19 protein-coding genes are annotated in these 24,594 nt (G+C 63.8%); 4 read left to right on the top strand and 15 right to left on the bottom strand.

Annotation, left to right across the window (positions count from 1 at the left end; all coding sequences use genetic code 11):
* Positions 1-45 precede the first annotated feature (45 nt).
* A complete protein-coding gene (locus QM596_RS21410; RefSeq protein ID WP_283309895.1) occupies positions 46-903 on the top strand; it encodes an NAD-dependent protein deacetylase in 858 nt (285 codons plus the stop codon).
* Here the strand turns inward: QM596_RS21410 and proB are convergent.
* From proB to QM596_RS21455, 9 genes are all read right to left on the bottom strand, one after another.
* Positions 876-1,979 carry a glutamate 5-kinase gene (proB, locus tag QM596_RS21415; protein WP_019749067.1) on the bottom strand — a complete coding sequence of 368 codons (1,104 nt, stop codon included), beginning with the start codon at positions 1,977-1,979 and terminating at the stop codon, positions 876-878. The two genes, QM596_RS21410 and proB, sit on opposite strands and share 28 nt — an antisense overlap.
* Before the next feature lie 44 nt (positions 1,980-2,023).
* Positions 2,024-3,475 carry a GTPase ObgE gene (gene obgE, locus QM596_RS21420; protein WP_019749068.1) on the bottom strand — a complete coding sequence of 484 codons (1,452 nt, stop codon included), beginning with the start codon at positions 3,473-3,475 and terminating at the stop codon, positions 2,024-2,026.
* A gap of 212 nt (positions 3,476-3,687) precedes the next feature.
* Positions 3,688-3,957: a 50S ribosomal protein L27 gene (gene rpmA / locus QM596_RS21425; RefSeq protein WP_003944532.1), complete on the bottom strand. Its 270-nt coding sequence runs from the start codon at positions 3,955-3,957 to the stop codon at positions 3,688-3,690.
* Between the two features lie 42 nt (positions 3,958-3,999).
* Positions 4,000-4,311, bottom strand: coding sequence for a 50S ribosomal protein L21 (gene rplU / locus QM596_RS21430; RefSeq protein WP_003944533.1), 312 nt, complete (start codon positions 4,309-4,311; stop codon positions 4,000-4,002).
* Positions 4,312-4,630: 319 nt separating this feature from the next.
* Positions 4,631-7,879, bottom strand: coding sequence for a translation initiation factor IF-2 N-terminal domain-containing protein (locus QM596_RS21435; protein WP_283309897.1), 3,249 nt, complete (start codon positions 7,877-7,879; stop codon positions 4,631-4,633).
* Positions 7,880-8,328: 449 nt separating this feature from the next.
* Positions 8,329-8,748 carry a nucleoside-diphosphate kinase gene (ndk, locus tag QM596_RS21440; protein WP_042952256.1) on the bottom strand — a complete coding sequence of 140 codons (420 nt, stop codon included), beginning with the start codon at positions 8,746-8,748 and terminating at the stop codon, positions 8,329-8,331.
* 18 nt (positions 8,749-8,766) lie between these two features.
* Positions 8,767-9,222, bottom strand: coding sequence for a DUF4233 domain-containing protein (locus QM596_RS21445; protein WP_019749071.1), 456 nt, complete (start codon positions 9,220-9,222; stop codon positions 8,767-8,769).
* Complete coding sequence (gene folC, locus QM596_RS21450; RefSeq protein ID WP_019749072.1) at positions 9,219-10,658, bottom strand: bifunctional tetrahydrofolate synthase/dihydrofolate synthase; 1,440 nt, start codon at positions 10,656-10,658, stop codon at positions 9,219-9,221. The genes QM596_RS21445 and folC overlap by 4 nt, the downstream gene beginning before the upstream one ends.
* Entirely contained in the window at positions 10,655-13,336 is a 2,682-nt protein-coding gene (locus QM596_RS21455) for a valine--tRNA ligase (protein WP_024487630.1), read from the bottom strand. The genes folC and QM596_RS21455 overlap by 4 nt, the downstream gene beginning before the upstream one ends.
* A 172-nt stretch (positions 13,337-13,508) precedes the next feature.
* Here QM596_RS21455 and QM596_RS21460 point away from each other — a divergent pair, with 172 nt between their 5' ends.
* Positions 13,509-14,210 carry a hypothetical protein gene (locus tag QM596_RS21460; protein WP_019749074.1) on the top strand — a complete coding sequence of 234 codons (702 nt, stop codon included), beginning with the start codon at positions 13,509-13,511 and terminating at the stop codon, positions 14,208-14,210.
* A gap of 72 nt (positions 14,211-14,282) precedes the next feature.
* Here the strand turns inward: QM596_RS21460 and QM596_RS21465 are convergent, their stop codons facing one another.
* The 3 genes from QM596_RS21465 to QM596_RS21475 form a co-directional block, all read right to left on the bottom strand.
* A complete protein-coding gene (locus QM596_RS21465; RefSeq protein ID WP_024487629.1) occupies positions 14,283-16,316 on the bottom strand; it encodes a S9 family peptidase in 2,034 nt (677 codons plus the stop codon).
* A 12-nt stretch (positions 16,317-16,328) separates the two neighbouring features.
* Positions 16,329-16,943, bottom strand: coding sequence for a GNAT family N-acetyltransferase (locus QM596_RS21470; protein WP_024487628.1), 615 nt, complete (start codon positions 16,941-16,943; stop codon positions 16,329-16,331).
* A 63-nt stretch (positions 16,944-17,006) separates the two neighbouring features.
* The gene (locus QM596_RS21475; RefSeq protein ID WP_283309898.1) at positions 17,007-18,014 is read right to left on the bottom strand and encodes an iron-siderophore ABC transporter substrate-binding protein; all 1,008 of its coding nucleotides are present in this window, start codon (positions 18,012-18,014) and stop codon (positions 17,007-17,009) included.
* A 120-nt stretch (positions 18,015-18,134) separates the two neighbouring features.
* Between QM596_RS21475 and QM596_RS21480 the strand changes: the two genes are divergently transcribed.
* Together QM596_RS21480 and fdhD are read left to right on the top strand one after the other, a co-directional pair.
* A complete protein-coding gene (locus QM596_RS21480; RefSeq protein ID WP_024487627.1) occupies positions 18,135-20,444 on the top strand; it encodes an FdhF/YdeP family oxidoreductase in 2,310 nt (769 codons plus the stop codon).
* Between the two features lies 1 nt (position 20,445).
* The gene (gene fdhD / locus QM596_RS21485) at positions 20,446-21,315 is read left to right on the top strand and encodes a formate dehydrogenase accessory sulfurtransferase FdhD (RefSeq protein ID WP_283309899.1); all 870 of its coding nucleotides are present in this window, start codon (positions 20,446-20,448) and stop codon (positions 21,313-21,315) included.
* On the opposite strand, the gene QM596_RS21490 is transcribed toward fdhD, so the two are convergent.
* From QM596_RS21490 to aroQ, 3 genes are read right to left on the bottom strand one after another with little or no spacing between them, the layout of a single operon-like run.
* A complete protein-coding gene (locus QM596_RS21490) occupies positions 21,266-23,179 on the bottom strand; it encodes a sugar phosphate isomerase/epimerase and 4-hydroxyphenylpyruvate domain-containing protein (protein ID WP_283309900.1) in 1,914 nt (637 codons plus the stop codon). The genes fdhD and QM596_RS21490 overlap by 50 nt on opposite strands.
* Positions 23,176-24,054, bottom strand: a complete 879-nt coding sequence (locus QM596_RS21495) for a shikimate dehydrogenase (RefSeq protein WP_113683745.1) — start codon at positions 24,052-24,054, stop codon at positions 23,176-23,178. Before QM596_RS21495 ends, QM596_RS21490 begins: the two co-directional genes overlap by 4 nt.
* Positions 24,054-24,503 (bottom strand): type II 3-dehydroquinate dehydratase, encoded by a 450-nt coding sequence (aroQ, locus tag QM596_RS21500; RefSeq protein WP_029255676.1) that lies wholly within the window; start codon positions 24,501-24,503, stop codon positions 24,054-24,056. Before aroQ ends, QM596_RS21495 begins: the two co-directional genes overlap by 1 nt.
* Positions 24,504-24,594 lie beyond the last annotated feature (91 nt).

Raw genomic sequence — 24,594 nt, forward strand, 5'->3', positions numbered from 1 at the left:
ACTTCCTCCGCGCCGCCGTCTCGCACACGCGCCTATCCTGGAACGGTGCCTACCGACAACAGCCGCCTCGACGCCCTTCCCGAGCTCCTGTCCGGCCGTCGCCTGGCAGTTCTGACGGGTGCAGGCATCTCCACCGACTCCGGAATCCCGGACTACCGTGGCCCCGATTCACCCCCGCGCAATCCGATGACGTTCCAGCAGTTCATCGGCGATCCGGCGTTTCGACGTCACTACTGGGCGCGTAACCACATCGGCTGGCGATACATGGACAGCTCGCGGCCCAACCAGGGCCACCGGGCCGTCGCGGCACTCGAGCAAACAGGGCGAGCCGTCGGTGTGATCACCCAGAACGTCGACCTCCTGCACACCAAGGCCGGCGCGCGAAACGTCATCGACCTCCACGGCACCTACGCGCAGGTTCGATGCCTGAGCTGCCAGCGGCTGATCTCCCGCACCACTCTCGCCGAGAGACTGGAGGAAGCCAACCCCGGATTTGCCGAAACTGTGGCTGCTGCAACGGGAGTCGAGATCGCGCCCGATGCAGATGCCGTGATCGAATCCACCGCACACTTTCGCGTCGTGGATTGCGCCGTGTGCGGTGGGCTACTCAAGCCGGACATCGTCTACTTCGGTGAATCCGTCCCCAAGGAACGTGTGGCCCGGGCGTACAGCCTCGTCGTCCAAGCCGATGCACTGCTGGTAGCCGGGTCGTCGTTGACGGTGATGTCCGGTCTGCGTTTCGTTCGGCATGCCGCCAAGACCGGGAAGCCGATCGCCATCGTCAATCGCGGAACGACCCGAGGTGACGAATACGCCGACCTCAAGCTCGAAGTCGGTTGTGCTGAAGCACTTTCCGCCCTGGTCGAGTACGACAGCTACAGCGCCACCAAGTCGTCCGCGTGAACCACGGGACGCTGCATGTCGGCCGGTAGATCGGCGGTGGAGCGCCCCAGGATCTCCTCGATCTCCGTAGCGTCGAACGCAACGACACCCCGAGCGACGGGCTTCTCCCCCGGTCCCATCAGCGACACGACATCGCCGGCGTGAAAATCGCCGGACACACCGACGATGCCCGCGGATAGCAGGCTTCGACGCTTGGACACCACCGCGCGAACGGCGCCTTCGTCGAGGTGAAGGTCACCCGATGTGTCAGCGGCGTGACGTACCCAGAATCGGCGAGCCGACAATCGCGTCGGCCGGGGCGCAAATGCTGTTCCGACATCGGCACCACTGAGTGCCTGCGCAGCGTCCGATGCTGCCGCGAGCAGCACCGGCACTCCGGAATCAGCGGCCAGGCGTGCTGCTGAGAGCTTTGACGCCATGCCTCCGGTACCGAGAGCGCCACCCGAACCGGCAACCACACCGTCGAGATCCTCGGGACTGTTGACCTCGGGAATCAGTGTGGCATCGCCCTTTCGGGGATCCCCGTCGTACAGACCGTCCACATCCGACAACAGGATCAACGCGTCGGCGCCGACGAGATGAGCAACCAGAGCAGCCAACCGATCGTTGTCACCGAATCGAAGTTCGGTGGTGGCAACGGTGTCGTTCTCGTTCACGATCGCCACCGCGTGCAATGCCCGTAGACGATCGAGTGTCCGTTGGGCGTTGCGGTGCTGCGTCCGTCGAGCGATGTCGTCCGCCGTGAGTAGAACCTGCCCGACGGTACGCCCGTAACGGGCGAACGACGTACCCCAGGCGTGAGCCAGCGCCAACTGACCGACGCTGGCCGCAGCCTGCTTGGTCGCGAGATCCCGCGGTCGCTTGGTCAGTCCCAGCGGCGCCAGTCCGGCGCCGACGGCACCGGACGAGACGACGACAACATCGGAGCCCGCGCGCATGCGGGCCTCGATGGCATCGGCCAACAGATCAAGTCGGTGAGTGTCGAGTCCCGCCACCAGACTGGTGAGCGCAGACGACCCGATCTTCACGACGATACTGTGAGCCGACGCTATCGACTCCCTGGTGGACCCGAGCACAGTCCCGTTCCCTCTCTTCGGTTTTCGTCCTGAAATCGCGTGAGTCAGGCGTCTTCGTCGAGCAGCCCGCGGCGGACGCGACGAGCATGCTTGCGCTCGTCGGCGCCGATACGCTCCACCTGATCGAGACGCGGGTCGGTTCCACGGCCCGTACGGGTCAGATCGATACCGGCCGGCGTCATCGGCTCCCACTCGAAGCTGACGTCACCGATGGTGACGGAGGCCCCTGGCTGAGCGCCCTTCTTGACCAATGCGTCCTCGACACCCAAGCGTGCAAGACGGTCGGCGAGGTAACCAACGGCTTCGTCGTTGTCGAAGGCGGTCTGACGAATCCACCGCTCCGGGCGGGTGCCTCGGACGACGAACCCACCGGGGATGTCGGGATCCTTCTCGATGGTGAAGCTGGAGTCCTTGACCTTGACCGGGCGAATGACCTGGCGCTTCGGCTCGGGCTTCGGATGAGCTTCGCGGTAGTCGCGGACCATCTTCGCCAGCGCGAATGTCAACGGTCGCAGACCTTCTCGGCTCACCGCCGAGATGGTGAAGACCGGCCATCCGCGAGCTTCGATCTCGGGTGTGACCATTTCGGCCAGCTCGGCTGCCTCCGGAACGTCGGTCTTGTTCAGGATGACGACGCGCGGGCGCTTGTCGAGGTCACCGAGTCCCGAGTCGCCGGAGAGCGCGGGCGTGTACGCGGCCAGCTCTGCTTCCAGGGCGTCGATGTCGGATATCGGGTCACGCCCCGGATCGAGGGTGGCGCAGTCGATCACGTGCGCCAATACGGCGCAGCGTTCGATGTGGCGCAGGAAGTCCAGGCCCAAACCGCGGCCTTCGCTGGCACCGGGGATCAGCCCGGGCACGTCGGCGACGGTGAAGGTGGTGTCACCGCTCGAGACGACGCCGAGGTTGGGGACCAGAGTGGTGAAGGGGTAGTCGGCGATCTTCGGCTTGGCCGCCGAGAGAACGGACACCAGCGAAGACTTACCGGCAGAGGGAAATCCGAGCAGACCGACGTCGGCTACCGACTTGAGTTCGAGCACCAGGTCACGCTCGACACCGTCTTCACCGAGGAGTGCGAAACCTGGGGCCTTGCGAGCCTTCGAGGCGAGTGCTGCGTTGCCGAGTCCGCCGCGGCCGCCCTGAGCGGCGTCGTAGCGCGAGCCGACACCGACGAGGTCGGCAAGGACGTTGCCGTCGGTATCGAGAACCACAGTTCCATCCGGGACCTTGAGGATGAGGTCTTCACCGTTTGCACCCTCGCGGTTACTGCCGGCGCCCTGCTTGCCGTTGGTCGCCTTCGCGTTGGGATGGAAGTGAAAGTCGAGGAGGGTGTGGATGTTCTCGTCAACCACGAGGATGACGTCGCCACCGCGACCTCCGTTGGCACCGTCCGGACCGCCGAGCGGTTTGAACTTCTCGCGGTGTACGGAGGCGCAACCATTGCCGCCTTTTCCAGCGCTGACGTGCAGCACAACACGGTCAATGAATCGGGACATGACTGCCGGATCCTTCCTCAGTCAATTGCGGGTCTCACGCGATGAGCTGAACTTCTGGTGAGCAGGGTTGCTCGGGGTAAAACTGGCACTGCTTAAACAAACGATAGGGGCGGACCGGGTTATTTCAACCCTGGTCCGCCCCTATCGGGAGCTTGGAACGCGTCACTCTCTTACCGAAAGTAGAACCGGTGACGCACAACTAGCGAGAAAGACTAGACCTCAGCCGCAACGACGGCCGGAACGATGTTCACGGTCTTGCGTCCACGCTTCTGGCCGAACTCGACTGCACCGGCAGCGAGAGCGAACAGGGTGTCGTCGCCGCCACGGCCGACGTTGACGCCGGGGTGGAAGTGCGTGCCGCGCTGGCGAACCAGGATTTCGCCTGCGCTGACCGACTGGCCGCCGAAGCGCTTCACGCCGAGGCGCTGGGCGTTTGAATCGCGACCGTTACGGGAGCTGGATGCACCCTTCTTATGTGCCATGCTATTGACCCTCCTCGGGTGAAATTAGCTAGAAAGAACTGGTTACTTGATGCCCGTGACCTTGAGCACCGTGATCGGCTGCCTGTGGCCCTGACGCTTGTGGTAACCGGTCTTGTTCTTGAACTTGTGGATGCGGATCTTCGGGCCCTTGGTGTGCTCGACGATCTCACTGGTGACTGCGACCTTGGCCAGCTTGGCCGCGTCGGTGGTCAGGTCAGATCCGTCGACCACGAGAACGGGAGCAAGCGAGACAGCAGTGCCGGGCTCACCCTCGATCTTCTCGACCTTGACGAGGTCACCAACAGCGACCTTGTACTGCTTTCCGCCGGTCTTGACGATCGCGTACGTTGCCATCGGAGGGCTACCCCTTGCTTCTTCGAACTTGCTCGCGCTGCTGCCTGAGGCTTCAAATGCATCGCGACTGGTCTGGTTTATGTCACCTCGGCTCGGCACTGACGTACCGGGACATTCACGCGCACTCTAGGCACACGGAATCTCTACCGCCGGGTGGCGACCCTCCAAGGTTACGGGAAAGCAACCGTCAGGGTCAAACCGCCCCGCCGAGGGGTGGTGCTCACTACTCTGTACTGCTTCTACCAGCTGAAACTTCGGATAACGGTTGGATGTCCTCGCTCATCGCGAAGTCATCCAACCGACCGAAAGCCAGTAGTTCTTACTCTCCGTCTACCGGAGGACCTGCGGGGCGTGCTGCTGCACGCCTGCGACGGGGTCGCTTGACGACGACAACTTCTTCCTCAGCCGGAACTTCGGTGGCCGGAGCCGGAACGTTTTCCACGACCGCTTCTGCCACGGGTTCCGGAGTCGGAATCACGAAGACCGTACCCACCTCGGGAGCTGCCTCGGCAACCGGTGCCGACGCTGCCCGCGACGCCCGGCGACTACGCCGACGACCGCGCGGAGCTGCTTCGGTCGAAGCTGCCGCCGACTCGTTGTCCACTGCGGATACTTCTTCCGCAGCAGAGTCCACAACAGGAACGTCATGGCGCTCAGTAGCAGCAGGAGTATCGATCGGCCGATCCTGTTGCCGATCGGCACTTTTGGATGCATCATCCCCCGAAGACGTACCGGTGGAATCAGACTCGATCGAGTCGGCCGCGACGGTCTCGTCGTCGTCGTGGTGGTGCGAGGCCATCGCCAATGCCACCGGATGAGCCCGCTTGACGGTCGCGTCGACAGCCGGAACCTCCGGCGCCGGAGCTTCCTGTCCGTTGGACTCGGTCGAAGGCGACTTGTCTCCGCGGCCACGCTTGTTCTTGCGCGAGGTGCCGGATTCGCTTCGCTGCGAGCCCGAACGCGATCCCCCGTCGTCCGAGGACTTCACCTCGACCGGCTCGGAGTGGACGATGATGCCGCGGCCGTGGCAGTGCTCACAGGTGGTCGAGAAGGCCTCGACCAATCCGGTGCCCAACTTCTTGCGCGTCATCTGCACGAGTCCGAGTGACGTGACCTCCGACACCTGATGGCGCGTGCGATCGCGACCCAGGCATTCGGTGAGCCGACGCAGGACCAGGTCCCGGTTCGATTCGAGGACCATGTCGATGAAGTCGACGACGATCATTCCGCCGATGTCCCGCAGGCGCATCTGGCGAACGATCTCCTCGGCTGCTTCGAGGTTGTTGCGGGTAACGGTCTCTTCGAGGTTTCCGCCGGCTCCGGTGAACTTTCCGGTGTTGACGTCGACGACGGTCATGGCCTCGGTGCGATCGATCACCAAGGTGCCGCCGGACGGCAGCCACACCTTGCGATCGAGCGCCTTGGCCAACTGCTCGTCGATACGGCGAGCAGCGAAGACGTCGATACCGTTGTTCGGCGTGTACTTCTCGAGTCGCGGAAGCAGGTCGGGCGCAACGGAGTTGATGTAGTTCTCGACCGTCGTATGCGCCTTCTCGCCCTCGATGACCAGCTTGGAGAAGTCCTCGTTGAACAGATCGCGAATGACCTTGACCAGCATGTCAGGCTCTTCGTACAGCGCCTGCGGGTTGCCGGACTTACCGGTGTCCGCAGCCGCGGCCTGCTCCTCGATGCCGGCCCACTGAGCCTGCAGACGAGTCACGTCGCGCGCCAACTCTTCTTCGCTGACGCCCTCGGACGCCGTGCGAATGATCACGCCGGCGTCGGCGGGAACGATGTCGCGCAAGATTTCCTTGAGACGCTTGCGCTCGGTGTCCGGAAGCTTGCGGCTGATACCCGTGGACGTACCACCGGGCACGTAGACGAGGAAACGACCGGCAAGCGAAATCTGTGTGGTCAGTCGAGCACCTTTGTGGCCGACCGGATCCTTGCTGACCTGAACGAGCACCTGATCGCCCGGCTTGAGGGCCTGCTCGATCTTGCGCGAGTTGCCACCGAGACCGGCAGCCTCCCAGTTGACCTCACCGGCGTAGAGAACGCCGTTGCGGCCACGTCCGATGTCGATGAACGCCGCTTCCATGCTGGGGAGCACGTTCTGGACACGTCCGAGGTACACGTTGCCGACCATCGACGCGGACGCCGAGTTGGTGACGAAGTGCTCGACCAACACTCCGTCTTCGAGGACTGCTACCTGTGTAGTCGCATGCGGCTGACCGCTGTCTGCTCGATCACGCACAACCATGACGCGATCGACGGCCTCACGACGCGCGAGGAACTCCGACTCGGTCAGAATCGGCGGGCGACGACGGCCGGCGTCACGACCGTCGCGGCGACGCTGACGCTTGGCTTCCAGACGTGTCGAACCACTGATGCCCTGGACCTCGTCCTTGACGCGGGTCTTGTTGCGAGGTTCGCGCTCGTGAACGACGGTGTTCGGCGGATCGTCCTCGGACGTCGCAGTCGCGTCGGTGGCGCCGTCGGTGCCGGTCTTGCGACGACGACGACGGCGGCGACGGCGGCTCGATCCGTCGGCATCGAGATCGGAATCGTCGGCATTCTCGGAATCCGCATCAGCGGTGGACTCGGACTTATCACCGGATTCTTCGCCGGCAGCGTCGTCGGTTTGCTTCTCGACTGCCGCAGGGGCAGATTCCTGCTCCGATTCGGTAGCGGTATCCGACTCTTCGTCCGAGCCCTGCTCGCCACCCTGTTCACCGCGACCACGTCCACGTCCACGGCGTCCACGACGACGGCGACGCGGCTGATCGTCGTCCTCGTCCTCGGACTCGGCGCTCTCGCCCTCGGTTTGCGGTGCGGTCACAGCCGGCTCTTCGACGGCAGGAACTGCAACCGGTGCTGCCTCGGGAACGACGGTTTCGGCTTCCGCAGTTGTCTGCTTCTCTTCGACGACCGCCGGTGCAGCGGGCTCGCGGCGTGCGCGACGGCGACGCGGAGCTACCTCGGCGGCTTCGAGATCCGGCTGCAGGAACAGCGGGACCTGCGGCGCGGCGGGAGCCACCTCGGGCTGATGGGTCTGCGGCGCCTCGAAGGAAGTGAACAGATCGGACTGCTCGGCTTCCTTGCTCTGCAGCGCAGCAGCGGCGTCGAGTCCAGCGCTGATCTCGGCGACAGCCGGATCCACTGTTTCGTCGGCGGCAGGTTCTTCGGCGGCCGGTTCTTCGACAACGACCTTTTTGCGGGTGCGACGAGCCCTGACAGGCTTCTCGGCAGGAGCCTCTGCAGCAGGCTCTTCCGCAACAGGGGCCTCGGCAACCGGGGCCTCGACAACCGGGTCTATGAGGCTATCGAACTCGGCGACGACCGGCTCGATGGCCTCGGCCGCGGAAGTCAGCGAGGCGTGAATCCGCTGGGCAACGTCACGTTGGAGACTCGACTGCGCACTGCGCAATTCGGTACCGAGCGCTGCGGCTTCGGCAAGGACCTGCTTGCTGGTGACACCGAGCAGCTTCGCCAGCGCGTGTACGCGCATCTTGTCGGGAAATTCCGGGGTGGTGCTGGAATCTGATTCGGTTGGGGATTGATCGGCCACGTAAGTCTCCTCAGCCCCCGGGCGCGTCCAACCCAGAAGTCGAGTTGTCACGCGGCCACGCGGGAGCGTGCTGTGTGTACTCGCACTCAGAAGTGAGTGCGAGATTGTAAGGTCTCGCTCCGCATGGTCCGCAATGCCCGTTATTCACTGCGAGCACATGAAGTGCCTGGCTGGATGGCCGTTGTCCTGTGCGCGAGCGCCTGATCATCCAGCGTGCAGAGGTCCAGGGATTTCCTGTTGACCTGGAGCAGCGATGAAAGGGCATCGAACCTAGGTGTCATCCGGTTGAACGTGCGTAAAACAAATTGCGGTTCAACTGAAAGCAGTATCCCACACCAACGCGCCTGCAACTGCAAAGGGCGCACCGATGTGGGATACGTGCCGAGAATTCGCTGTGGAGATGTGGGCCGAAGGCCCGTTCATGTGGGCCAGAGGCCCCGATCGAAGATTCAGATGGACGACAGCGCGGGGAACCACAGAGCGATTTCGCGCTCTGCCGACTCCACGGAGTCACTGCCGTGAACGAGGTTCTGCTGCGCTTCGAGTCCGAAGTCGCCACGGATGGTGCCCGGAAGAGCTTTGTCGACCGGGTCGGTTCCGCCGGCCAACTGACGGAAAGCAGCGATGGCGCGGGGGCCTTCGAGCACTGCGGCCACCAGCGGACCGGAGGTGATGAACTCCAACAAGCTCGGGTAGAACGGGCGCTCGGAGTGTTCTGCGTAGTGGCTACCAGCCACCTCTTCGGAAGCTACACGGAGTTCGAGTGCTGCAATTGTCAGGCCTTTGCGCTCGATACGGCTGAGGATTTCTCCTACGTATCCACGGGCAACGGCGTCGGGCTTGATCAGTACGAGGGTGCGCTCAGTCACAGCGGACAGCCTAAATGGTCAGTCCCGCTGGCCGGGAAGCAGGCCCTTGTCCATCCGGCGCTTGATGTCTCTCTGCAGGTAGACGAGGTATCCCCAGACGATCCCGAAGGTGATCGCCACACCGGCAATCGACGGGTGGACGAAGAAACCGAATAGAAGAATCACCTGCAGTGCGACGTTGAACCCCATCGCCCACGGCTTGCCCTGGACGCCGGCTCCCAGAATCATCAGTACCGCCAACCCGATGATGAATCCCGCGGAGGCCGCGGTGAGGCCACCGCCGACGACCGCGACAACCGGCAAAGCCAGCAGCACGACGATCGCCTCGAGGATCAGGGTTCCGGCCATCACTCCGCGGAAACTTTTCCAGGGGTCCTTGGTCGGAGGCCCGAACTCGCCGGCAGTGTCTCCGGACTCGGGGTCTCCGGGCTCGTGGCCTCCGGACTCGGGATTGGCATCTGACGGGGTACTCACGCGGGGTCCTTTCCGAACAGCGTGCGGGCGGCGCCTGCGGTCACGACGGATCCCGTCACCACCACACCTGCCCCTGATACGGCTTCGCCGGGTTCGGCGACCTGCTCGGCGATTTCGATCGCGACTTCCAACGCGTCGGCAAGCACCGGCGCCACGACGACGCGCTCGTCGCCGAACTTCGCGACGGCAATGTTCGCCAGCTCCTCGACATCCATCGCCCGGGGTGACCCGTTGTGGGTGACGACGATCTCGTCGAAGACGGATTCGAATGCGGTCAAGATGGCGTCGACGTCCTTGTCCGCCATGACGCTGACAACTCCCACGAGCTTGCGGAAGTCGAACTCCGCGGCCAGTGCGGCCGCGAGAGCGCGGGCGCCGTCGGGATTGTGGGCGGCGTCGAGAAAGACCGTCGGCGCACTCCGAACACGTTCGAGGCGACCGGGATTGACGATCGAGGCGAACCCGTTGCGGATAGCGTCCTGATCCAGTTGTCGATCCGGACCGGCGCCGAAGAACGCTTCGACGGCAGCGAGCGCGAGCGCGGCGTTGCGCGCCTGATGCTCACCGTGAAGGGGGAGGAAGATGTCGGTGTACACACCACTCAAGCCTTGAAGTTCGAGCTGCTGTCCGCCTACCGCGATCTGGCGAGCAAGCACCTTGAACTCCGAGCCTTCACGCGCGACCGCGGCCTCGACCTCGACAGCACGGCGCAGCAATACCTCCATGACTTCGGGAGTCTGCTCGGCGATGATCGCGACGGTGTCCACCGGAACCAGGTCCTCGCGGCCCTTCTTGATGATCCCGGCCTTCTCCTCCGCGATTCCGGCCAGGTCGGTGCCCAGGTACTCGGCGTGATCGAGGCTGATCGGCGTGATCACCGCGACCTGTCCGTCGATCACGTTCGTGGCGTCCCAGCGTCCGCCGAGGCCGACCTCGACCACGGCGACGTCCACCGGAGCCTCCGCGAATGCCGCATAGGCCATCGCAGTGAGCACTTCGAACTTGCTCATCGCCGGTCCCCCGGCTTCCTGCGACTGTGCGTCGATCATCTGCACGTACGGCTCGATCTCGCGGAACGTGTCCACGTAGAGCCGCGGGGAGATCGGATGACCGTCGATGCTGATCCGCTCGGTCGCGATCTGCAGATGAGGGCTGGTGGTTCGGCCGGTACGACGATGCAGAGCGCTCATCAAGGAGTCGATCATGCGCGTCACCGACGTCTTGCCGTTGGTTCCCGTCACGTGCACCGACGGATAGTTGTGCTGCGGTGAGCCCAGGACATCCATGAGCGCCTCGATACGAGTCAGTGACGGCTCGATCTTGGTCTCAGGCCAACGCTTGTCGAGTTCTGCTTCCACCAGCGCCAGTTCGGCGATGTCGACCGGAGTCGGAACCGAACTCTGAGCGTCGAATTGGGACGGCTCGTACGAACTCACTTGTCGGCCAACTCCTTCAGACGTCCTGTGATGCGCTCGATCTCTTCGACGGCGATCTGGCGACGTGTCTTGATCTTGTCGACGACGGCGTCGGGCGCCTTCGCCAGGAAGGCCTCGTTCGCCAGCTTGTTGTCAGCGGTGACGAGCTCCTTCTGCGCTGCCGCGAGGTCCTTTTCGAGCCGCTTCTTCTCCGCGCCGAGGTCGATGGTGCCCGAGGTGTCGATGTCGACCGTGACGGTGCCCTGGCTCAGACGCACCTCGACGGAGATCGACGCGGTGAATCCCTCTTCGGGTTCGGTCAGCTTGGCAAGCGCCGCCACGTAGGCGAACTGGCCGTCCATGCCTGCCTCCGAGAGCCCGGACGCACGAGCCGGAACCTTCTGGGAAGGCTTGAGCCCCTGATCGTTTCGGAAACGTCGCACCTCTGTGATCAGCTTCTGGGTGTCTTCGATCCTGGTGGCGGCCTGGGTGTCGACTGCCACACCGGACAACGTCGGCCAGTCGGCGACGACGACGGATTCACCACCGGTGAGCACCTTCCACAGGGTTTCGGTCACGAACGGAATGACCGGGTGCAGGAGGCGGAGCAGTGCATCGAGAACGTTGCCGAGCACGGCGCGGGTGTTCGCGGCGACAGCCTCGTCGGCGGCGAACTGCACCTTGGCGAGTTCGAGGTACCAGTCACAGACCTCGTCCCACGCGAAGTGGAACAAGCCTTCGCACGCCTTGCTGAACTCGTAGCGATCGAATGCGGCGTCCGCCTCGGCCTGGACCGTGTCGAGACGGTCGAGGATCCAACGATCGGCGTCGGTCAGTTCGCTCCGAGCAGGCAGCGGCGCGGGAGCAGCGCCGTTCATCAGTGCGAACTTGGTCGCGTTGAACAACTTGGTCGCGAAGTTGCGCGAGGACTGCGCCGAATCCTCACCGACGGACAGGTCACTGCCCGGGTTGGCGCCGCGTGCGAGTGTGAATCGCAGGGCGTCGGCGCCGAAACGATCGACCCAGTCGAGTGGGTCGATACCGTTGCCGCGAGACTTCGACATCTTCTTGCCGTACTGATCGCGGACCAGTCCGTGCAGGAACACGTCCTTGAACGGCATCTGCGCGCCGGACTTACCCGGACCGGCGGTGATCGACTCGTCCTCGGACACGTAGGTGCCGAACATCATCATGCGGGCGACCCAGAAGAACAGTATGTCGTAGCCGGTGACGAGAACGCTGGTGGGATAGAACTTTTCGAGTTCGGGCGTGTTGTCGGGCCAGCCCATCGTCGAGAAGGGCCACAGTCCCGAGGAGAACCAGGTGTCGAGGACGTCGGGATCCTGGACCCAGCCTTCCGGTGCCGTTTCGTCGGGACCGAAGCACGCAACTTCACCCTCGGGGCCGTACCAGACCGGAATGCGGTGGCCCCACCAGAGCTGGCGGGAAATGCACCAGTCATGCATGTTGTCGACCCAGTCGAACCATCGCGGTTCCTGGCTCGCCGGGTGAATGACGGTGTCCCCGTTGCGAACCGCGTCACCCGCAGCCTTGGCGAGCGTCTCGACCTTGACCCACCACTGCAACGAGAGACGAGGCTCGATGGCTTCGCCGCTACGCTCGGAGTGCCCGACGCTGTGCAGGTACGGGCGCTTCTCGGCGACGACGCGTCCCTGCTCGGCGAGAGCTTCGCGAACCTTGACGCGAGCCTCGAAGCGGTCCATACCGTCGAATTCGGTTCCCGTGTCGGCGATCTTGCCGGTCTTGTCCATGATGGTGGGCATCGGCAGGTTGTGCCGCAGGCCCATCTCGAAGTCGTTGGGGTCGTGAGCCGGCGTGATCTTCACTGCGCCGGTTCCGAACTCGGGGTCGACATAGTCGTCCGCGATGATCGGAATCTGACGCCCGGTGAACGGATGATCGAGAGTGGTTCCGATGAGGTGCTTGTAGCGCTCGTCTTCGGGATGGACCGCCACTGCGGTATCACCGAGCATCGTCTCGACGCGAGTGGTCGCGACGATGACGTGCGGCTCGTTGTCGTCGAGCGAGCCGTAGCGCAGGGAAACCAGCTCACCCTCGACGTCCTCGAACTTCACCTCGATGTCGGAGATCGCGGTCTGCAGCACCGGCGACCAGTTCACGAGACGCTCGGCGCGGTAGATCAGACCCTCGTCGAACATGCGCTTGAAGACGGTCTGAACGGCGCGCGAGAGGCCCTCGTCCATCGTGAAACGATCGCGACTCCAGTCGACACCGTCACCGATGCGCCGCATCTGGCCCCCGATGGTTCCACCGGATTCGCGCTTCCAGTCCCAGACCTTGTCGATGAAGAGCTCGCGGCCGAAATCTTCCTTTGTCTTGCCGTCGGCAGCGAGTTGCTTCTCGACGACGGACTGCGTGGCGATACCGGCGTGATCCATGCCAGGTAGCCACAGCACCTCGTAGCCCTGCATCCGCTTGCGACGGCTGAGCACGTCCATGAGGGTGTGATCCAGGGCATGGCCCATGTGCAAGCTGCCCGTGACGTTCGGGGGCGGCAGCACGATGGAGTAGCCGGGCTTGTCGCTGGTCGCGTCGGCCTGGAAGTACCCGGCGTCTACCCAGCCTTGATACAGATCGGCCTCTACAGCGCTGGGGTCCCAGCTCTTGGGTAGGGCGTCGGCGGGGGTCTGGGGGTTCTCTGGAGCTGCACTGGTCACCACTTGATCCTAATGACTCCCCCGTCGTGAACGAATTCGCCCGTCGGCCGCCACGGCGCACACGAACGACTGCCCCGCAGTCCGGGGTCAGCCGAACAAACGATATTCACCGATCCGCTCCGCTGACAGGATCGCTCTGAAGGACGACCGACCAACTACCTGTGGAGCAAATATGTTGAACAACTGGAGTTCTCGCCGTCCCGGCGTTCGAACCTTGGCGGCGGCCGCGACGATCGGAGCGGCGGTTGCCCTCGTGCTTCCGGCGACTGCGTCCGCTGCCCCCGGCATCGAAGAAAGTGTGCAAGGAAGCATCGACAGTGGTAGCGCCACGATCAACGGAAGCGTCGGCGATATCGGGAACGACATCGCAAACGGCATCGCCAGCGGCAGCGTGGGCGACATCGTCGGCGGGATCGCCACTGGGAACCTCAACGACGTTCTCGGCGGCCTGAACGCCGGCTCGACCAGCGCGACGGACATCGTCAACGGCCTGGCCAGTGGCAACGTCAGGGACATTCTCAGTGGCCTGGCCAGCGGCAGCGGCGGCGGCGGATCGTTTGCACCCACGCAGCGCTGCGACGCCTCGACCGTCTCGGGCGGCGCAGGAATCACCAGCACCAAGCACGAACTCGGCCGCGGTGGCCCGACCTCGTTCGTGCTCGGCTACGAGACCGAAAACGTCCCGGACCTGATCGAGGTGTACTACGAAGGTCGGTTGATCCACAGCACCGGATACATCGGCGACAACATCAACGAGGGAACTGGTTCAGCTGTCGTCAACGTGCCCGCCGGTGGGGCGTCGTCCGTTCTGGTTCGCGTCACGGGCCCTGACCACACCGAGTGGTCGTACACCGTTCGTTGCCCCGGCGCCTGAGTCCGGTCCGGATCCGCGCGAAGACGATCATGCCTCGTTCGGCTGCTTCAGCCGAACGAGGCATGCGCGCGTTCAGCCCAGAATCTCCGGCAGCGCGACATCTTCGCCGAGAACGTGCTCGGAGAGGAACGCGGTGACCACCTCGTACCAGATCTTGGTGTGCTGCGGCTTGAGCACCCAGTGATTCTCGTCGGGGAAGTACAGGAAGCGATGGTCCGTTTTCCCGTCGTCGTCGGCGGGCAGACCTGACTCTGCGAGCAGTTCGTACCAGAGTCGCAAGCCCTCACCGATCGGAACCCGGTAGTCCTTGTCGCCATGGATGACCAGCATCGGAGTCGTGATGTCCGCGACGTACAGGTGTGGCGAGTTCTCGACGGCCATCTCCGGCGACATCTCGCGTTGCCAGTACCAGGCCGCGTCCGTCGTCGGGCCGAATTGATCGAGTGCCCAGAGGCTTGCGTGGGTGACGATCGCGTCGAAACGGTTGGTATGGCCGGCGATCCAGTTGGCCATGTAACCGCCGAACGAACCACCCATCGCGCCGGTTCGCTTGGGGTCGATCTCGGGCTGCGCGACGGCAGCATCGGTGATCGCCATCAGATCGGTGAAGGGCGCCTTGCCCCACTGACCCCACCCGCGCTGGACGAAATCCTGCCCGTATCCGGTCGAGAGTGCGGGATCGGGCAGCAGTACGGCATAGCCCTTGGCGACGAGCAGCCACGGGTTCCACCGCCAGGACCAGGTGTTCCACGAACCGAGTGGGCCGCCGTGGACCCAGAGGAGCAACGGCACCGGCGCGTGCGGTGCGGCGCCGGTCGGCAGTGCCAACCAACTCCGGACTGTCGAACCGTCCTCGGCGCGAGCGGTGATCTCGGTCAGTGTTCCCGGCAGCTCCGGCAATGCGTCGGGTCCACGAAGTGCAGTGATCTCACCGGATCCCAGATCCACCCGCACCACGTGCGGCGGCGCTTCGTACGAGGCTCGCAACGCGTAGATCGACTCGCCGTCCGGCGCCACTCGAACATCGGTGTACGCCGCGTCGTCGGCTGTCAGGCGCACCGGCTGACCCCACAGGTCGATGGTGAAGATCGGCCCTCGGCCGCCGTCGTCAGCGGTGACCACCAGCCCGGATCCGTCGGGTAGCCAGGCAAGTGAGGTAGGCCAGCGATCCCAGCCGTCGGCCACGCCGGTCACGGCACCGGATCCGAAGTCGTAGAGCTGCAGAGTCATTCGCGGTGCGGACTCCGGCGTGGTGAGAGTCTCCCGGATGAACGCGAGCTTGGTTCCGTCCGGCGAGAGCACCGGGTTGTAGACGTCCGCGTCGGCCTCGTCGACAAGGGTGGTTCGGTCGCCGGTCACCGTGTCGATCCGAACCAACGTCGATCGGCGGGCGGCACTAGCCGCGCCGACAGCCCACGTGGTCACGACGAAGAGACCGTCGTCGGAAATCGTGGTCGACGTCTCCCGCAGCGCCGCGCCTGCAGTCGGTGTGATGTCCCGCAACTCGACGGATTCCTTCGAATCCGTTTCGGCGACAACCAGATGCGGATGATCGGGGCCCAGGTCGTGGTCCCAGTGCCGCACCGGATAACCAGTGTGCAGCATCGCCGTGACCTTCTTGTCCTTGCGCGCCGATCGCACCTGATCGTCCTGGTCGAGGCTGATCGCCGAAGCCATGACCGAAGTCTGGGCCACGAACGTCGGCGCCGCCTTGGCCGCTGATACCGACGAGACACCACCGGGACGTGAGATCAACAGCTGAGCTTCTCCGCCCGCCGCGGGCAAGCGCCAGAGTGCGGGTTGCGGATCGCTCTCGCCCGGCACGGCTCGCGTGGCGGTGAAGAGCACGTCGCCGTCGAACGCGAAGGCAGCACCCGACTCGCTGGTCGAGCCCCAGGTCAACCGACGTGCAGGACGCCGACCTTCCGGGTCGATCTCCCACAACGAGGACACGTATTCGGCGCTCTTGTCGTCGAGAACGGCGCGCGCGCAGATCAGCAGCGAGCCGTCGGGTGACAACACCAGGCCGGACAACCTGGCCAGAGCGATGTAGTCGTCGAGTTCGTCGAACGGTGTGCCTGCGTGGAGCTCGGGAATCTGGGTCACCACTAGTTGGTATCACGCGCCCCGCGGTTGACGCATCATTGCGTAGATCGTCGGCCCGCCGCCTGGCATGACGATGTCACGGATCACTTCGAAACCGAAGCGGTTGTAGTACGGGATGTTCGATTCCTTGCTGCTCTCGAGGTAAGCGTCGACGTGTTCACGATCGCAACGCTCCAACCGGGAGTTCAGTAGGGCTTTGCCGTATCCCCCACCGCGCGCCGCGCTGCCGGTCCCGACCGTCGCGAGATACCAGTGCGGCGAATTCGGATGTGCTCCTTCGAGAACGGAGCTGACCTCGGCCGCGTGTCGTAGCCCCCTGCCGAAGACACGCACCATTGCGGGCAGGCTCACGAGCCCGGAAATCCACGACTGCTTCCACCGCCCCGGCGGATCCCACAGAGTTGCCCCGCCGATCACGCCGTTGTCATCGGTGGCCACCTCGACACCGCCACCGGCGAAGTGGTGGTAACGAGCTTCTGCGGCAAACAGTTTCGTCAGGCGCTCAGCCCTGGAGTCCTCGTCCGGCAACATCCAGGCCATCAAAGGATCATCTTCGAACGCCTCGGCCAACACCGCCGACAGCGCCGGAATATCGGATCGGACAGCCGGCCGCACGTGTACACCCATGAGGCGAGAGTACCGCCGACTGTCCGAATCCCTGGACTTTGAACAGCGCTGTCCTTGAACCGATCAGACGAGCAAGCCCGCAATCCGCGGCGGAATCTGTTCGAGCGCATACGGCAAGCTCAGTACGGTGCTCCACGTCATGGCTTCGGCAGCAGCGTCTTCCAGAATGATCGCGCGGCCGTCCTTCACGACTTCGAGTTCCTGGTAGATCGGGGTCTTGTCCAATTCCGCCCGAAGCTTGTCGCCGTAGCCACCACCGGCGTACCAGACGAGTACGTCGACGTCCGCAAGCGAGAGTTGCTCGGTGCTGATCTCGGCGAAGTTACCCGTGATCTGATCGGTGACAGGCGGATTCACGAATCCGAGTTCAGTGAAGAACCTCACCTTGGGGTCTTCCGGTCCGTAGACCCCGAATTGCCCCGGCCCCTTCAACGCGCCGACCAGAACGGTCTTGCCGGCAAACGCCGGATTGGCCGTCTTCACGTCGGCGAACTTCTTGTCGACGCCGGCGATCAGCTCGGTGGCCTTTCCTTGCTGCCTCAGCGCTTCGCCGATGATGATCGTCTGGTTCTGCCAGGGGATTCCGTAATCCGCGAACTCCTTCGGCTGCGCCACCGTCGGCGCTATGGCACTGAGTTTGTCGTACTGCGCCTGAGTGAGCCCGGAGTAGGTGCCGACAATCAGGTCGGGTGTCGTGGCAGCGACCTTCTCCATCTGAATGGTGGTGCCCGCGGTTCCGATGATCTCGGGAGTCGCCCCGTTCAACAACGGCTGCGCCCATGGCCACACACCGTAGGGGTAATCGCCGTACCAGTCGAAGGTTCCGACCAAAGTCCCACCGAGGGCGAGGATCGCATCTTGATCGTTGTATCCGACACTGACGATCCGCTGCGGATCCTCGGGCAGCTCGGTAGCCCCAAATTTGTGGGTGATCGATCCCGCAGAGTCGCCGCTGGGGGGCGTGTCCTCGTCGTTCGAACTGGAACAGGCTGCGGCGAATGCCAGCAACGCTCCCGACGTGCCGATCAGAAATCCGCGCCGGGTCAGCCGACCTGCGTCCGTTCGATCCATGCTCTTACCCCTTAAGTCCGCTCGTTCGGTAGGTAAGGCTAGCCGATGAATGTCGCATTCCGGTGAGTTCGACCGGCCCATTCGATGGCAGTACCGCGCCGTTCGGGCCAGTATGGAGACATGACGCGCCAGGGCCCCTCGAAAGACATCGACGAATCGGATCTCGAAGTCACGCACCCCAAGGACTACGCCGCCGGAGTGCCGGCCGTTCTGGTGTCGCTGCAACGAGGAATCGAGCAGATGGGAGCCCTGCGGACCGCCCGAACGCTCACCAGGCTCAACCAGCGTCACGGCTTCGACTGCCCGGGGTGTGCGTGGCCGGAGACTCCCGGACATCGCAAGCCCGCCGAGTTCTGCGAGAACGGAGCGAAGGCCGTTGCCGAGGAAGCAACGCTTCGCACCGTCACACCCGAATTCTTCGCGGAGCACTCGATCACCGACCTCGAAGGCAAGACCGATTACTGGCTCGGCCAACAGGGCCGACTGACGCACCCGATGGTCCTGACCCCGGGAGCAACCCATTACCAGCCGATCGACTGGGACGGCGCGTACGCACTGATCGCCGAACATCTGAACGGCCTCGCGTCGCCGGACGAAGCAGTGTTCTACACCTCCGGTCGCACGTCCAACGAAGCAGCGTTTCTCTACCAGTTGATGATTCGTAGCTACGGCACCAACAACATGCCCGACTGTTCCAACATGTGTCACGAGTCGTCCGGAAGCGCACTGACCGAATCCATCGGCATCGGCAAAGGCTCGGTGACGGTTCCCGACCTCGAGAACGCCGATCTCATCCTCATCGCCGGACAGAATCCCGGCACCAACCACCCTCGAATGCTCTCGACACTCGAGAAGGCAAAGGGCAACGGCGCCAAGATCATTGCCATTAATCCCCTCCCCGAGGCGGGATTGCGACGGTTCAAGGATCCGCAGAAAGTCTCCGGCGTGATCGGGCACGGAGTCGACATCGCGGACGAGTTCCTGCAGATCCGGCTGGGCGGCGACATGGCGCTGTTCCAAGGTCTGGGGAAGCTGCTGCTCGAGCAGGAAGATCGCGCTCCCGGCACCGTGGTCGATCGCGCATTCGTCGACCGCTACTGCGCCGGTTGGGACGAATACGAGAAGCACATCCGCGCGGTCGATCTCGACACGGTACTCGAGGCGACGGGCCTGTCGATGGCGCAGCTCGAGGAAACGGCTGCCGCGCTTGCCCGATCCGAGCGAACCGTCACCTGCTGGGCCATGGGCATCACTCAGCACACACACGGAGTCGCCACCATCGAAGAAGCGGTCAACCTGCTGCTCATGCGTGGAATGATGGGCAAACCCGGTGCCGGGGTCTGTCCGGTGCGAGGACACTCCAATGTCCAGGGTGACCGCACGATGGGCATCTGGGAGAAGATGCCGGAAGAGTTCCTGTCCGCGCTCGACACCGAGTTCTCGATCTCGAGCCCTCGCAAGCACGGGTGGGACACCGTGGACGCGATCCGCGCGATGAATGCCGGCAAGGCAAGCTTCTTCATGGCGATGGGCGGCAACTTCATCCAGGCCAGCCCGGACACCGCAGCCACCGAAACCGCGCTGCGCCAATGCGAACTCACCGTTCAGGTTTCCACCAAACTGAACCGAAGCCACGTCGTTCACGGGCAGACCGCAATCATCCTCCCCACCCTCGGACGCACGGACCTCGACGTCCAGGCCGGCGGAAAGCAGCTTGTCTCCGTGGAAGATTCGATGTCCATGGTGCACCTGTCGCGCGGACGCCTCACGCCGGTCAGCCCCTACCTACGTAGCGAAGTCGCCATCATCTGCCAACTCGCCCGCGAACTACTCGGCAGCGATCACTCCGTCCGCTGGTCGGCCTTCGAGGGCAACTACGACCTGATTCGCGACTCCATCTCACGAGTGGTGCCCGGATGCGAAAACTACAACACCCGGGTTCGCCAGCCGGATGGATTCCAGCTCCCACACCCACCGCGTGACTCGCGTGAGTTCCGCACGCACACCGGCAAAGCCAACTTCGGCGTGAACGAACTTCACTGGATACCCACCCCGAGCGGGCGCCTGATACTGCAGACCATGCGCAGCCACGACCAGTACAACACCACGATCTACGGCCTCGACGACAGATACCGCGGTATCAAGGGCGGACGCAAGGTCATCCTCGTCAATGCCGAAGACATCACTGCACTCGGATTCCGCGACGGCGATCTCGTCGACATCGTGTCCGAGTGGACAACACCAGACGGAACACTCGAAGAGCGTCGGGTCACGGAATTCCGCATCGTCTCCTACGACACCCCCCGCGGCAATGCGGCGGCGTACTACCCCGAGACAAATCCGCTCGTTCCCCTCGAACACGTTGCAGCCAAGTCGAACACGCCGGTCTCGAAGGCCGTCACTGTTCGACTCGAAGCATCAGGCGCCTGAGATGGGACGGGTCACCGCACGAACACCGGTCGTTCGAATCTCGGGTGATCGGGTCGTCACGCGCCCCGACACGCTGGCCGTCGAAGAACCACTCGAAATGAGGGTTGGCGGTCAGGTGCTGGCCGTGACGATGCGAACACCAGGCAACGACGTCGACCTCGTCCACGGATTCCTTCTCAGCGAAGGCGTCATCGGTACCCGCGACGACGTGAGCGTCGTCCGGTACTGCGACGGCGTCGACGAAACCGGCGCGAACACCTACAACGTCCTCGACATCGCGCTCGCTCCCGGAGTGCCGTTGCCCGATCACACCACCGATCGCAACACCGTCGTCAGTTCAGCGTGCGGCGTGTGCGGCAAGACGTCACTCGATGCCGTCCGAACCACCACGCGGCATCCCCTGGTCGGTGACACGACTTCCGTCACCTCCACCGTCCTGTCTGCCATGCCGGTCACGCTTCGGGAGAGCCAACGGATCTTCGAGCGCACCGGAGGCCTGCACGCAGCCGGATTGTTCACCGCCACCGGCGAACTCCTGGCGCTGCGCGAGGACGTCGGCCGGCACAACGCAGTCGACAAGGTGATCGGTTGGGCAATCACCGACGGCCGAGTGCCGCTCTACGACACGATCCTGATCGTCAGTGGGCGGGCGTCGTTCGAACTCGTCCAGAAGGCCGTCATGGCGGGCATTCCGATTCTGGGCGCAGTCTCCGCGCCGTCGTCATTGGCCGTGGAGCTGGCACAGGAATCGGGGTTGACCCTCGCCGGTTTCATCCGCGGCGATTCGATGAATATCTACTCGCACCCGCACCGAGTCGGGGTCACGTCTGATTCGCGCGCAACTGAGCCGACAGTCGCACAGCGGAGTTGACCTCCCCGTAGCCCTCGTATCCACCCACTCGCTGCACGACCTCGAAGAACAGGTCTCCCCCGACCGTCGGGGTGAACAGGTGGAAGAACTCACCGCGGGCGTCAGCGTCGTAAAGGATTCCGGCGCTGCGCATCCGGTCGAGCAGTTCTGAATTCAGACCGAAACGTGCGTCCAGATCGTCGTAGTAGTTCGGGGAAATGGGTAGCGGAGCAAAGCCCCAGTCCTGCATGGACGCAGCGGCACCGAAGATGTTCTCACACGCGAAAGCGACGTGGCTGACGCCGCCGCGACGGACCGTCGGCAGCCCGCTTCGACTGCCCTCCACCATGTTCAGTGAGATCCGCAGGGTATGTCCGTCACCGTCCTGAACGAGCGTGAGTGCCTGGCTCCGCATGAGTCCGACCGAATCGGTGACGTCCTGCCCCTCGTGCGGTTGCATCTCGAACACGGACCGCAGGAGCAGCATGATGCCGTCCCAACTCTCGGCCGGAACTGCCAGTGCCACGTGGTCGATCCCGGTGAACACTGCGCCCTGTTCACGATTGCGCTCGGCGGGCAGCGGGTAGATCTCGAATGCCGATTCCCACGCTGCAGCGCTGCCGGGGCCACGAAGGTCGATCGATGTCGCATCGGTGACCTTCAAGCGTACGACGTCCGGTACCTCGGAGTTCTCGTCGCTCGAACCGGGCAACTGCACGCGCGTCGCCGGTACTTCGAGAGCCAGAGCGCGCTCTCCCCACACTTCGGGTTCGGTTGCCCTGATGCCGATCTGAGTGAGAACCGGCAGATCCGCGGGCAGCCCGGGCGCCGTCCACACCGTGCCCGCTGTCGCGTCGACGGCAACGGTGAGCGGTCCGTGCCGCCACAACTGCAAGTCGTGATCGTGGTGCCGTCCGACCAGATGGAAACCGACGCGAGAGAGCATCGAGTGCACCTGGTCCTGTTTAGCCGGACCCGCAGCGATTCGCAGAGACACGATCCCTTCGAGCGGGGTGCGCTCCGGGGCGGTGAACAGCGTGGGTCCACCGGCGGCAGGGTTCGCGGCGGCGACCTGTTCTTCCAGATGGAGGAGCGACCGATGAGCGTCGATTGCCGTCCGCTGGGTGTCCGCGCGGCGGAATACGTCGTTGAAGATCTCGAGCGACCACGGTCCGTCGTAACCGGTGGCGTAGACATGCTGAGCGAACGCACTGAGATCGAAGCTGCCCTGCCCCGGGAAGTTTCGGTGATGCCGGCTCCACTGGAGGATGTCCATCGCCAAGAACGGAGCGTCCGCCAACTGGAGGAAGAAGATCTTCTCGCCGGGAATCTCGCGAATTCCGGCGGGATCGTCACCGCGCGAGAGGATGTGAAAGCTGTCCAGACAGGTACCGAGCGAAGGATGGTCGACGCCCTCGACGATCTGCCACGCATGGCCGTACGTATTGACGTGGGCACCCCACGCGAGCGCCTCGTAGGCAACCTTCTTGCCGTGCTCGGACGCCAGTTCGGCGAGAGCTCCGAATTGCTCTGTCAACTGACGGTCATCGTGACTTGCGGTCGGCAGGGGCGAGGAGCACACCAGGAGCGTCTCGCACCCCAGTTGATCCATCAGCTCGAATTTGCGTTGCACTCGAACAAGATTCCGAGCAAATTGGGCCTCGTCCACCGTGTCGAAGTCACGGAACGGCTGATACAGATCGAGGGTCAAGCCCAGATCCGCAGCCCGCGTTCGTAATTCCTTCGGGGACCACGGCGAAGCGACAAAATCCGGCTCGAACACCTCGAAGCCGTCGAAGCCGGCAGCAGCGATGGCGTCGAGCTTCTCCTCGAGAGTGCCACTGAGCGATACCGTCGCGATCGACGTCCGGACCGGGGCACTCACAGCGCTGCCGCAGTCTGTTCGCCGTGCACGAGTTCCGTCATGTGCGCGAGCATCCGCTTACTGTCGGGCTCGATGCCCGTGAAGATCCGGAACGCGTCGACGGCCTGAAAGACAGTCATTCCGCCTCCGCTGAGCGTCGGGGCTCCGATCAACCTCGCTTGACGCAACAGCTCGGTCTCGAGCGGGCGGTAGACGATTTCCGCTACCCACAGATCTGGACGGAGCAGATCTGGCGAGAATGCCATTCCGGGATGAGCCGCCATTCCCATCGGCGTCGCGTGGATCAATCCGTTTGCGTTGCCGAGCACTTCGGCGAGGTCGTTCGTGTGCCGCGCCTCGACAACCTGCGCCGGAAACTGCTGCGCGAAGGTTTGTGCAAGTTCCTCCGCGCGAGGCAGGCTCGAATCGACCAACGTCAGTGTCCCGACACCGCGGGTGAGCGCTGCATAGGCAACCGCCGCACCGGCTCCGCCGGCACCGAGCTGCACGACGCGATCGAGCTGTGCTCCGGGAAGTCCGTCGTCGAAGTTGCGGCCGAAGCCCGACCAATCAGTGTTGTGTCCGATCGCCTTGCCGGAGTCGAAGAGGACCGTGTTCACCGCTCCGAGCCTGCTCGCATCCGGCGAGAGCTCGTCGAGGTGTTCGATCACCAACTGCTTGCACGGGTGAGTGATGTTGAGGCCGCGGAAGCCGAAACGTCTTGCATAGGTGAGAAGTTCACCGATGTCCGACGGCGCCATTCCCATCACGTCGAGATCGAGGATGCGGTAGACGTAAGGCAGGCCCTGTCTGCGCCCTTCTTCCTCGTGCATGATCGGAGTCAAGGAGGCTCCGATTCCGGTGCCGATCAGACCGCAGAGGATCGAATCACTCATCAGTTCTTCCCTTCTCGGATGCAGACGAATTCCACTGCGGCGCTGTATCCGTCGATTCCCAATCCACAGATGACGGCGTCGGCGATGCCGGAGACATACGAGTGGTGACGGAAATCTTCGCGACTGTGGATGTTGCTGATGTGCACCTCCACGACGGGGGCATCGAGTGTGACCAGAGCGTCGCGCAACGCAACGGAGGTGTGCGAGTACCCACCGGGATTGATGACGATGCCCGCGACATTTCCCCTGGCCTCGTGGACCCAATCGATCAGTTGGCCCTCGTGGTTCGACTGCTTTGCCTCGACCACCACTCCGAACTTCTCGGCCGCCGCTTCACAGCGGGAAACGACGTCGTCCAGGGTGTCTCTCCCGTAGAACTCCGGTTGGCGCTGGCCCAACAAATTCAAGTTGGGTCCGTTGAGGACCAGAACCGGTAGAGATGGAGTCATCAGGGGCACCTTGGGGTTGACGCTCGAAACTAATGTACGAACTAGTGAGTTAGTTCACTGGACGTTACTCCCCCGACGCGAACTCGACAAG

Source organism: Rhodococcus sp. IEGM 1406 (assembly GCF_030056745.1).
GTDB lineage: Bacteria > Actinomycetota > Actinomycetes > Mycobacteriales > Mycobacteriaceae > Rhodococcus_F > Rhodococcus_F erythropolis.